1 pseudogene is annotated in these 255 nt (G+C 66.7%); it reads left to right on the plus strand.

Annotation, left to right across the window (positions count from 1 at the left end):
* Positions 1 to 255 (plus strand): annotated as a pseudogene (locus C7I36_RS17055) (formate dehydrogenase subunit alpha); the annotation flags it as partial.

The raw sequence follows: 255 nt of genomic DNA on the forward strand, positions 1-255 counted from the left end.
TCACCAACGCCGAGCGGCGCATCAACCGGGTGCGCAAGGTGATGACGCCGCTGGCGGGCAAGGAGGACTGGGAAGTGACCATGGATCTGGCCAACGCCCTGGGCTACCCCATGCACTACGATCACCCGTCCGAGATCATGGACGAGATCGCCGCCCTGACGCCGTCCTTCACCGGGGTCAGCTACGACAAGCTGGAGCGGCTCGGCAGCATCCAGTGGCCCTGCAACGCCGAGCACCCCGACGGAACCCCGGTGA

Source organism: Zobellella taiwanensis (genome assembly GCF_003012795.1).
GTDB classification, from domain to species: Bacteria; Pseudomonadota; Gammaproteobacteria; order Enterobacterales; family Aeromonadaceae; genus Oceanimonas; species Oceanimonas taiwanensis.